We start from the raw sequence: 11,865 nt of genomic DNA on the forward strand, positions 1-11,865 counted from the left end.
ATCGGCACGCCTGGCCAAAGAATGGATTTTGGCTGGCTGCGAGTCGATCTCGAAACAGAACCCTGATTTAAACCAGGAATGAGTTGGATCTGAAATCGATCCTTTGAACTCTGTAAGAAAACTCTGGAATTCGAAACTGAGTTTTGAACGATGAACTCTGAAATCGAAATGGGAAAGAGCAGCAGAGCAGGATTGAAATCCCAATCTATCGCAATTTGAATATCGAAATATGCAATATCAATACCAAAATATATATATCAAAATATAAGGAAAGATTTCCGCCTGAAGCAGGAAGTCTGGATTTTAAATAGTTGGAAAGGAGGCGTGCGCAATTCCTTTCTTGTTGAACAGACAGGAAAATCCTTGCGCTAAGCTGATGAACGATCGCAATTCTACGGACCTGAATCCTGAAGTGCCAGAAAATGATCCATCTACCAATGAAATTGATGATTTCACCCAGAAACTGCTGGATAAAAAAGCTGAACTGGCTTTATTTCCAGATGATGAGGACTTTACTTCTTCTTCGCTGGTCAATACGATGAACGAAGCCCAGCGCCGGAATGCAGAAGCATCGATGCTTAAAGCGCTTGACCAGTTCCGTAAAGAACGCGGCCAGCAGACCATTGAAGAAGAGGAGCGTGAATACGCCCGCAACAACCCGTCTGAGGCGACAAGCAAAACAAAAGCCAATCCTTCTGGTGTTGGGGCTTCGCATTCTTCAAAAGCAGCTTCAAAGCCAGGCTACGAAGAGATTGAACCCAATCGTTATGAGACCAAAAACCGGGAAGACCATTTTGTCAAACCCGAAACCAGGCCCAGAAAGGAAACGCGCTTTTATCACAAACCGCGCTTCTGGGGTATCGTGGCGATCGTTGCCGTCGTTGCGGCAATCTTTGGTGCCTATGCCTGGAAAGTCACAGTGTATGATCCAATGCATGCCACAGACGTTGAGCAAAACTATGCCTATAACAAGCTGGTCAACTTTGCGGATGAATATCCAATGAAGTCTGATGCCCAGAAACGGGATGTGCTCAATCTGGAAGCGGATTACAACCAGCTGCCAGAAGCCAAGAAAGATGAAATCAACGCGTACTTTGCCAATCCAAAGCATGTCGGTATGACCTTCGTGGACCTGTTGAATTCGACCAGGCAGAGTGTGGCCAATGACCAGAACCCAACTTTCCAGGCTTTGATGGACTATGCGCGCAACTGGGGAACGGCCGATGAAGCCACTCGTGCCGACATCGTCAATCGGATTGATGCTTTCAATTCGCTGGATGAAAGTGCGAAAAACGAAATCAATGCAGTTTTCGTTCCGATTACCGGAAAAGACTTTGCAACGGTTTATAACGAATTCAAAGCCGCCAGTGATCAGGCCGCTCAAAATCAGCCTGGCGCAGCCGGCACTGGCCAGTCTACACCCAGCCAGCGCGCCGAACTTGAATCCCAGCTGGCTCAGCTCAATGCAGACCGGGCCCAGTACGCTCAGTTTTTAGCGGAAGAAGGTCTGGACAATGATGAGATTCTGGCTCAGTATGATGCGGATATCGCACAGATTCAGGCCCAGTTAAACCAATAAACTTAAATTACTTTACATCAATCCCTTTTCGTGTGGTACAATACTTGAGCGCCGACGTAGCACAGTTGGTAGTGCAACGCACTCGTAACGCGTAGGTCGTAGGTTCAAGTCCTATCGTCGGCACCACTTTGAAAAGTCTCCCATATCGATTTCAGATATGGGATTTTTTATTTTCCGGTTTCCATAAGAAATTTCAGCGCAGCGTGCAGGTTTCTGGTTTTTTGCGTATATGAAGATATGAACATACTTCTTAATTTCTGGATTTTGATTCTGGCTTTGTGCCCGATGCAGAATCCTGACACACTTTATCAGCGGCTGGATCAGGAAGCAAAACTCGATGCGATTGTCTCTTCAGATCTGGATGGCTTTCGCCAGCAGATCGAAAAAACAAAACATCAGCTGCAGGAAGGAGAAACCAATATCCATCGCACGTATAACGCTCTGATCAACCAGCGAGATGATGACTGGCAGGAAAAGTCGGCGTTGTTTGCCAATAAAGCCAGGCAGATCGAGCAATCCATCAAGAGTCTGGAGAAAGCTTTAACGATTTTACAGACCATTCAGGAAAAGAATGCCCCGCCAAAACCGGATCCTGGCCATATTCCCGAAGAGGTCTGGAATTCTGTTTTGTCTGTAACCCCTGATCTTCCGCATGGAGCGCCTGGCTATGGGCCTGGATTTGAAAGGGCCTGTCCGGCTTTTGAAGAGCACGATACGACAGAAGGCCTGGATGGACTTGATGGCCTGCCGATCCCTTCCACGCTTGGCCAGTCAAGCAGTCTGAAAATGCCGGCTGCCGGTGTTTTATCTGCCGGAACCTGGGCGTATCCGGGTGGTGGGCTGCATCTGGGGATGGATCTTGCTTTATCGATGTATACGCCGGTCTATGCGCCAGCGGACGGGGTTATTTTGTATGCAGCCGCTCCAGTTGGCGATGGAGGAGGGTATCTTGGCAACTGGTGCGGCTGGCCGTTTGGCGGCGGGAATACCATTGCCATGATCGGTCAGTCCAATGACAGGCTGTATGGGATTACCTTTTGTCATCTGTCCAGCCGGATTCAGGTCCGCGCTGGTCAGCAGGTTCATCAGGGGGATTTGATCGCCTACAGCGGCAATACGGGCAACTCTACCGGACCGCATACGCATCTCGAACTGTTTGATCTGAAAGTCTCCCTGCCCGAGGCCATTCATGCGTTCCAGCAGGGCGCCGATTTTTCGTTTGGTACGGGCTGGGATACGCCGGCAACGTGTTCCTGGATTGCCTGCCGGGTCCGGCCGGAACTCTATTTTGGCCGCTGAAAAGCGAAAAAGGCCGAATCCAGAACAAACCAAAAAAAGAAAAAAGGAAAAAGAAATAAGTCCCGGATAACAGCTGGATCGATCTCTGGATCAGGCTGAAATCCGGGGCTTTTTGAGGATAGATGTCTTTTTTTAAAAAGAAACCGTTTTGACGATCAGCAAGCCAGAGACAAAAACACTTTGTTTCAACAGAATGGACAAAACGGTTAAAATGTCCTGTGTAACGAACAGAAATGAAATCAGAGATACTCCGGTTTAAAGACTTTTCAACGGCAGAGCAGACATTGTTTTCTGTTTCTCTTTTCATGATCGTTCTGCGATAGTTCTGCAATAATTCCGGATTTCTTTTGCGAACAGTGGGATTGTAGGACCATCTTTTGTAGATGAAAATGGTCATTCAGACAGGACAGGTGTTTTGAAGGCTCTATAATGAGTGCGTAAAGAGATGCCATTTCTGACTTAAACAAAGCAGTTGAAAGAGTCATGGAGTGATTTTTGAACCGGAAAAAAAACAGATGTTTTTCCGGACCAGGAATGTGAAAAATATGGATTCTTTATTTGAAAAACGTATGGCAGCGATGCTTGGCGATGAGATGGATGCTTACGTTCAGAGTCTTGAGCAGCCTTTATATCAGGGGCTGCGGATTTCCCCACGCAAGCAGGATCTGGAAATCACCAGAAATCAGCTGCCTTTTTTAGAACTCCCTTCGCGTTTTGCCCGCAATACCTGGTATATCCATGGACAGTACGGGCTGCATCCAGACCATTTACAAGGTCTGTTCTATCTGCAGGAACCCTCCGCCGGTTCAGCTGTAGACGTCCTCAACCCAAAACCCAATGACGTTGTTCTCGATCTTTGTGCAGCTCCCGGATCGAAGAGTACGCAGATTCTCGATCGTCTTGATGGCGGCTTTCTGCTTTCCAATGAGATCGATCCCAGGCGGGCTCAGATTCTGCTTTCCAATATGGAGCGGATGGGTGCCGAAAACTTCATGGTCACAAACATGGACAGCAAGACGCTGTGCAGCCAGATGCCCTCTGTCTTTGACAAAGTCCTGGTTGATGCGCCCTGTTCCGGAGAAGGCATGATGAAAAAACATGAAGCTGCATCCGATCAATGGTCATATCCCAATGTCCTGCTTTGTGCAGCCAGACAGAAGGATATTCTCAAAGAGGCCTGGAAAACGCTCAAACCGGGCGGTCAGCTCGTTTATTCGACCTGCACGTATGCCCGAGAAGAAAACGAAGAGAATGTGGCCTGGCTTTTAGAGACTTTTGAGGATGCCATTCAGCTTGATGTCGATGTTGAATGGGGCAGGCCTGGATTTGAAACGGAAGGCATGGACGCTTCCAAAGTCCGACGGATTTTCCCGATGGATGGCGGGGAAGGCCATTTTGTCGCCCGCTTTGAAAAGAAGGAACAGGAAAAGGATTCAGCCCCCAAAAAAACTGTTCAAAAAGCGAAAGTAGCCAAACCCGAAGAACTGCCCAAAGAAGCTTCAGCGTTTCTCAAAGAACAGATGCCATATGGGTATCAGCATTATCATCTGGTCCGCAATAAAGATGGAGTGGAAGTCTATGGAATGAACTACCCTTTCTTCAATCTGAAAAAAGGAAAAGTGCTTCGTCAGGGTGTGCAGATCGGTGAACTGCTCAAAAACCGTTTTGAGCCGGCGCATGCATTTTATCTGTCGAGTTCCTACGCCCAGCATGGCCTGACCAAGACGGAAACAACCCTCGAACAGATGGATTGTTTCTATCATGGCCATCAGCTTGAGATCAATGCCCCAAAGGGATACCGGGCTTTATGTTATCGGTCAATCCCTTATGGCTTTGGCAAAAGTTCGCAATCAAGGATCACAAATAAACTGCCCAAGGGCCTGCGGCTCAATTCGGGTTCAAAAATTTTAGAGGTGTAATTTATGTCGCAAAATGTACCAACTTCATCCGCAGATAAAAATGCGAAATTCAAACATCAGCTGTATCAATACACATTGCTGATTATTGGAAGCTTATTATTCCCAATCGGGGTTACCTGCTTTATCGTCCCCTGGTCTTTGAATACCGGCGGCCTGATTGGTATTGCCCAGATCCTGTCCTACACACTGATTCAGGGTACAGCTTTATCTGGTGTATTTAACTTTCTGATGAATATTCCACTGTTCATCCTGGCCTGGAGAAAGCTTTCGAAAAACTTTGTCTACAAGACACTTTTGTCTTTGATCATTCAGTCAACGCTGTTATCCGTTCTGCCGGTTCCTTCTGAACCAATTCTGCCGGATGTATTATCCAACGTAATTTTCGGCGCCATTTTAGGCGGTGTGGGGATTGGTCTTTGTCTTCAGTCGGCTGGTTCGGCTGGCGGCCTGGATATCCTGGGCATGTATTTTTCGGTTACGAAACCTGGCTTCTCGGTTGGTAAACTTTCCTATGCGGTGAATGCCTTTGTTGAACTGGCAGCAGCCTTCATCTTTGGTCTTCCAAACGCTCTGTATTCGACCATGTTCCTGGTTCTGGCTTATTTCATCTCCGATAAAGTCCACCTCCAGAATATCTGCATGTATGGTCTGATCATCACCAACGTTCCCGATGTCAAAGAACATCTGTTAACCGATCTGCACCGTGGCGTTACGGCATGGAACGGTTTTGGTGCCTTTACCGGAGATCACAAAGAAATTCTGCTTTGCGTCATGAACCGTTACGAAGTCAAATCCGTTAAGAGAATCGTCCGGACTTACGATCCGAAAGCCTTCTTCATTCTTTGTGAAGGCAAGGCTGTTCTTGGCAACTACGAGCGTCGTCTGATGGAGTAATTTTCCCGCAGATTCCCGGCTTTTTCGATTCTTTGAAAACAGAAATCTGTTTTTGGAAATGAATCATTCCCATAACGAATTAACAAGCATTTTTGAAAATTTGATAAAAAAGAAAACGGCCTTCACCGATATGGCGAAGGCCGTTTTACAATGAGAGGAGATCTCACCCATTCTGTATGTTCATTTCCCGTATGCTCATTCCTTTTTCTAATCGATGAAAGCACTTTTCTTTTGTCAGGCGGGGCAGATTGAGCAATTTTGCGGGGAACGGACCAATGCATTCTGAATGTCGGTTCCATGTGGGAAAGAAAACGGCCTGTCTGATTCAGATGTCCTGAGAGCAGAGTTGATGGATTCTTCATGGATCCTTCTGAAAAAGACCGAATTCATGATCAAGTGAAAGCCAGACAGAAGATCAGACCCGATACAGAAGTGAGAGGTGAGCCTGAAATAAAAGGAGATCAACAATCATGATTATTCAAAGTCAGCGAGTATGGGTAGTCGATACCTGGATGCCAGCTCAGATCGAAACCGATCAGGAAAAAATTAAAGCGGTATGGCCATATGGAACCAAGCCAGTTGATGAGGACTATGGAACTTTGCGTATCGTTCCTGGCTTTATTGATCAGCACACCCATGGCGCCTATGGCTGGGATACCAACGATGCCACTGAAGAAGGCCTGCGCAACTGGATGAAGAACATCGTCAAAGAAGGCGTTACCGGCATTTTGCCAACAACCATTACCCAGTCGGAAGAAGTTCTGACCAATGCTGTCCGCAACGTAGCCAAAGTTGTCCGGGAAGGCTATGAAGGGGCTGAAATCCTCGGAATCCATTTTGAAGGCCCGTACCTTGACCAGGTCTATAAAGGCGCCCAGCCCGAGCAGTATTGTGTGAAACCAGATCTTGAGCAGTTCAAACGCTATTGGGAAGCTTCCGATCATCTGATTAAGCTGATCACCATGGCAACCGAACATGATGAAAACTATGAACTGACCCATTTCTGTGTCGACCATGGCATCGTGGTCAGCCAGGGACATTCCGGTGCGACTTACGAGCAGGCCCGCATGGGAGTGGCCAATGGTGCGATGTCGATGACTCATGTTTATAATGGAATGACTAAATTCCATCATCGTGAGCCCGGACTTGTCGGTGCCGCTTTCCGTTTCCGTGATGTATATGGCGAACTGATCTGCGATGGCAACCATTCGACCTATGAAGCCATTTATGACTTCTACCAGGCCAAAGGTCCAAACTTTGCCATTCTGGTAACGGATTCTTTGATGGTTAAATCTCTGCCGGTCGGAACCCGCGTTCTGTTTGGCGGCAATGAAATTGAACTGATGCCGGATGGATCCGCGCATCTGGTTGTGCTCAAGAGTCTGGCTGGCAGCACCCTCAAGGTCAATCAGGGCCTGAAAGTTCTCGAAGAAGCTGGAGTTCCATGGTTAAGTGCCATCAACTCCTGCACGATCAACCCGGCGACACTGCTTGGCGTCAATGACCGCAAGGGAAGCATTCAGGCAGGCAAAGATGCCGACCTGGTTGTGCTGGCCGATAACTACGATGTAGTCATGACCTATACCAAAGGAAAGAAGGCATTCTGAATATGAAATTTTATCTGCAGACGTTAAAACCTGATGAATTCATGCAGGTGAACCAGTGTGTTACACTCAGCGGGATTTATACCGAACCCATCGACTTTACCCAGGATGAACTGGATGTGAATGCGACTCTTGCATCGCTTCAGGAAGTGATGAGCGAAGACCAGCTGATTTACCTGTTCGGTCTCAATGATACCTTCCGGCATCTGTTAGAAGAGGCCAAGCGTCTGCAGAGTGTATGCAGCCAGGCCCGCCTGATTGTCCCGGCCAATGAACAGGGCTTCATGGCCGTCAAAGCTTCTAAACGTATGGGGGTTCCGGTTGCGGTTGGCGCGATTTTCCAGAGTGAACAGGCGGCCATCGCTTTACAGGATCAGGCCCCGTTATTGTTTGTCAATCTGGAAAAGATTGGCCGTTATACTGACAGCATGCAGGTGCTCAAAGATATTCTGGCTCTGGTGGATGAGGACCAGAAAGAAAACGTAGTTGCTGTCTGCTCCAGCCTGGAACAGGTTCGTTTTGCGATGCGCGCCCAGGCAAAGGCGGTCTGTGCAAATTTTCGAGTTTACGCCCAGATGATGTATGGCAGTGCCGTGCAGTCCGATCTGAGCATTGCCAGAGAAGAATGGCTTCTGACTTACGCCCGGCATGATGTTGTAGAGTAGACCTAAAGAGCGGATTTTAACAGATGGATTTTGCAGGCAGATTGAATGGATCTGTCTTTGAAGCCGAAAATAGACCAGCGTTGCTTAAAAACAGACCATCAAAACCGATGAGTCAAAAACACTGGCCGGTTTTCTGAACAGGAAATCGCTCCATCTAAGAGATTTTGCCAAGACCGAAACCGGTGAGCTGTCTTTTGAAAGGAAGAATCTCCTGGTTCTGCGCAGGATTAAATTCTGCTTAGATTTAAAATCTGCTTCACTTACCGGATTTCTGGCTGTTCGATACGGCTTTTAACGATATAAAACCACTCAAGCTCTCTTTTCGTCCTGTCAGGAAAAGAGAGCTTTTTATCTTGAATTGATGGCTTTTGATCTTTGGACAGAGTCAGGTTTCACTGTTTTAGGCATCACGGAAAGACCTGTTGGGACAAGCGGCTATAATTTGAATGTTAGAAAGGCAAAGGAGGGAGAATATGGAATTTGAAAAGATGTCAGAGAATCTTCAAAAGATTTTGATGCAGGCTATGAATGATGCCAAGGCAAAACAACATGCCAGCGTTGATACCATTGATGTTCTTGAAGCGATTTTCAAAAGCGATGTTCTGAACGGACTGTTTGACCGCTTAAATGTCGATAAAAAGAAGGCACTAGAGATCATTCGCGAAGAAGAGAAGAATATCGTTAAATCCAGCTCTGCCAACGTTAACTTAAGCAACGAAGTTCAGAAGTCGATTGAAAAAGCAGCGAAGTGGGCAGCAGAACATGAAGAAACTTACCTCAGTGTGGCTACACTCTGGATTGCCCTCATGTTTAACAAGTCCTACATCTCCAGAAAACTGGTTCAGGTTTTCAATCTGAATGAGAAACAGTGCTACGATGCTGAACTCGAACGCCGCGGAGGACGCAAAATGGATTCACCAAACGCAGAAGACAACCTTGAAGCTTTGAAGAAATATGGACGTGACCTGGTCGAAGAAGTCCGCGAAGGCAAAATTGACCCCATCATCGGTCGTGACGACGAAATTCGCCGCATGATGCAGATTCTGTCCAGAAAAACCAAAAACAACCCAGTTTTAATTGGTGAACCTGGTGTTGGTAAAACCGCTGTTGTTGAAGGTCTTGCATGGCGGATTTTCAAGGACGATGTCCCTGAATCATTAAAAGACAAAAAACTGATCGAACTCGATATGGGTTCTCTGATCGCCGGTGCCAAATACCGTGGTGAATTTGAGGAACGCTTAAAAGCAATCCTCGATGAAGTCAAGAATTCGCAGGGACAGATCATTCTGTTCATTGACGAAATTCACAACCTGGTTGGCGCAGGAAAAACAGAAGGTTCCATGGATGCCGCAAACCTGCTCAAGCCAATGCTTGCCCGTGGTGAACTGCACATGATTGGAGCCACAACCTTTAACGAATACCGCAAATATATTGAAAAAGATGCCGCTCTGGAACGTCGTTTCCAGCAGGTGCAGGTAAAAGAACCAAACGTTGAAGACACAATTTCGATTCTTCGCGGCCTGAAAGACCGCTTCGAATCCTATCATGGTGTCCATATCAACGACGATTCCCTGGTTGCGGCAGCCAGCCTGTCTGATCGCTACATTACAGATCGTTTCCTGCCAGATAAGGCCATCGACCTGGTTGATGAGGCGTGTGCAACTTTAAAAGTTGAAATGGAATCCATGCCGCAGGAACTCGATGAACTTCAGCGTAAGATTATGCTCCTGCAAATCGAGAAGACATCCTTAATGGATGAAGATGACAAGAAGACCATTGAACGCCGTAAAGAAATCGAAGAAGAAATGGGTCGTCTGCAAAGCAAACGCGATGAACTGTACTCCAAATGGGAAGACGAAAAACGTCTGATCGAACTGGCTAAAGAAGACAAGCAGGCGCTTGAAAAAGCAAAACTTGACCTCGAAACCGCTCAGAACGAAGCCCGCTATGAAGATGCCGCAAAACTGCGTTATGGAACCATTCCTGAACTCGAACGCCGCATTGCCCAACGGCAGGCGGATGAAGCCGGCGAAGACGCCCTGATTCAGGAAACGGTCAACGAAGAAATGATCGCCAAGATCATCTCCCGCTGGACTGGTGTGGAAGTCAGCCGCCTGGTTGAATCCGAACGCAAAAAATTGCTCAATCTCAAATCCGAAATGGAAAAACGGGTTGTTGGCCAGGATCATGCCATTGACCTGGTTGTCGATGCCATCCTGCGTTCCAAAGCACAGATTCAGGATGAAAACCGCCCAATTGGATCTTTCTTATTCTTAGGTCCTACCGGTGTTGGTAAAACTGAAGTCGCCAAGACTCTGGCCAAAGAACTCTTTGATGATGAGCGCCACATCGTACGAATCGATATGTCGGAATACATGGAGAAACATGCAGTGAGCCGTTTAATCGGAGCGCCTCCTGGATATGTTGGTTACGATGAAGGTGGACAGTTAACGGAAGCTGTAAGACGTAACCCATACTCCATCGTTCTGTTTGATGAAGTTGAAAAAGCGCATCCAGATGTATTCAACGTTCTGCTTCAGATCCTTGATGATGGCCGGATCACTGACTCCAAAGGGGTTACCGTAGATTTCAAGAACACGATCATCATCCTGACTTCCAACCTGGGTGCTCAGTACGCTTTTGAATATGCAAAAGAGCCTGAAATCCTGCACGAAAAATACATGGAAGAAGTTAAGAAGCACTTCCGTCCAGAATTTATCAACCGAATTGATGACATCGTTGTCTTCAACGCTCTGTCTGAAGATGCCTTCACGAAGATTGCCCGCAAATTTGTTGGCGAACTTGCCAATCGTCTGGCTGAAAAAGACATTACGCTCCATGTCAGCGACGCTGCCTATGACAAAATTGCTGAAAATGGTGTCGACCCTGTCTTCGGTGCCCGTCCAATGCGCCGGTATATCCAGCGTTATCTCGAGACCGACATTGCCCGTCGGATGATCGAAGAAGGCGTGATGTCCAATGCCTACATTGATGTAGACATCAAAGACGGTCACTTCCACGTTGATATTCGTAAAAAAGAAGAGTAATACTGAATAAAACAAGAAGTCAGGGAAATCTCCCTGGCTTTTTTTGGAAGGTGAACACATGACACTTGCAGAAATTTTAAAAGATTCAAAACGCGTCGTCTTTTTTGGCGGCGCCGGCGTCTCAACGGAAAGCAACATTCCGGATTTTCGTTCCGCAGATGGCCTGTATGGCGAAAAGAAAGAACGAAAATATCCATACCCGGCTGAAACCATGCTGTCGCACTCGTTCTATGTTTCGCACCCGAAAGAGTTCTTCAATTTCTACTTCAATGAAATGATCTATGAAGACGCCGTGCCAAACGATGCGCATAGAGCCCTGGCTGAACTGGAGAAAATGGGCAAACTGACGGCTGTCATCACCCAGAATATTGATGGTCTGCATCAGAAAGCCGGATCGGTCAACGTTCTCGAACTTCATGGCTCTGTTCTTCGCAACTACTGCACCCGCTGCCACAAGTTCTTCACTCTGGAAGAAACCATTGCCAACCGCAACAAAGATGGCATCCCTGTCGATCCGGATGATGGCAGCATCATCAAACCAGATGTTGTTCTGTATGAAGAAGGTCTGGACCAGAACGTCCTCTATCAGGCGGTCAGGCAGATTGAAAGCGCCGACTGCATGATCGTTGGCGGCACCAGTCTGGTTGTGTATCCGGCAGCCGGTCTGCTCCAGTATTTCCATGGCAAATATCTGGTTTTAATCAACCGCGACTCGACTCCATATGATGGCCAGGCGGATCTTGTGATTCATGATTCTATTGGCAAAGTCTTAAAAGCTGCCGTGGAAGATCTGAAAGCCTCCGAAAAAAAGACGGATTGATCCTTCGTCAGGTAAATGTTCAATCCGCATCGAAAACA

At 47.1% G+C, this 11,865-nt stretch carries 8 protein-coding genes and 1 tRNA gene; all 9 read left to right on the forward strand.

Annotated features, from left to right (window positions below; translation table 11 throughout):
* The first annotated feature begins 376 nt into the window (after positions 1-376).
* The 9 genes from U4956_RS12095 to U4956_RS12135 all read left to right on the forward strand — a co-directional run bounded on the left by U4956_RS12095 (position 377) and on the right by U4956_RS12135 (position 11,827).
* The gene (locus tag U4956_RS12095; protein ID WP_323090946.1) at positions 377-1,579 is read left to right on the forward strand and encodes a hypothetical protein; all 1,203 of its coding nucleotides are present in this window, start codon (positions 377-379) and stop codon (positions 1,577-1,579) included.
* Between the two features lie 50 nt (positions 1,580-1,629).
* Positions 1,630-1,705: transfer RNA gene (locus U4956_RS12100), tRNA-Thr, on the forward strand.
* Between the two features lie 111 nt (positions 1,706-1,816).
* Positions 1,817-2,878 (forward strand): M23 family metallopeptidase, encoded by a 1,062-nt coding sequence (locus U4956_RS12105; protein ID WP_323090947.1) that lies wholly within the window; start codon positions 1,817-1,819, stop codon positions 2,876-2,878.
* A 545-nt stretch (positions 2,879-3,423) separates the two neighbouring features.
* Complete coding sequence (locus tag U4956_RS12110; RefSeq protein WP_323090948.1) at positions 3,424-4,797, forward strand: RsmB/NOP family class I SAM-dependent RNA methyltransferase; 1,374 nt, start codon at positions 3,424-3,426, stop codon at positions 4,795-4,797.
* Between the two features lie 3 nt (positions 4,798-4,800).
* Positions 4,801-5,691, forward strand: a complete 891-nt coding sequence (locus U4956_RS12115) for a YitT family protein (RefSeq protein ID WP_323090949.1) — start codon at positions 4,801-4,803, stop codon at positions 5,689-5,691.
* Positions 5,692-6,161: 470 nt separating this feature from the next.
* Entirely contained in the window at positions 6,162-7,298 is a 1,137-nt protein-coding gene (gene nagA / locus U4956_RS12120; RefSeq protein ID WP_323090950.1) for an N-acetylglucosamine-6-phosphate deacetylase, read from the forward strand.
* Between the two features lie 2 nt (positions 7,299-7,300).
* On the forward strand, positions 7,301-7,960 hold the full coding sequence (locus U4956_RS12125) for a hypothetical protein (protein WP_323090952.1): 660 nt from the start codon (positions 7,301-7,303) through the stop codon (positions 7,958-7,960).
* 473 nt (positions 7,961-8,433) lie between these two features.
* Positions 8,434-11,007, forward strand: a complete 2,574-nt coding sequence (locus tag U4956_RS12130) for an ATP-dependent Clp protease ATP-binding subunit (RefSeq protein WP_323090953.1) — start codon at positions 8,434-8,436, stop codon at positions 11,005-11,007.
* A gap of 58 nt (positions 11,008-11,065) precedes the next feature.
* Entirely contained in the window at positions 11,066-11,827 is a 762-nt protein-coding gene (locus U4956_RS12135) for an NAD-dependent protein deacylase (RefSeq protein WP_323090954.1), read from the forward strand.
* Positions 11,828-11,865: the final 38 nt, after the last annotated feature.

The organism is Allobaculum sp. JKK-2023, from assembly GCF_034745455.1.
Taxonomy (GTDB): Bacteria; Bacillota_I; Bacilli_A; order Erysipelotrichales; family Erysipelotrichaceae; genus Allobaculum.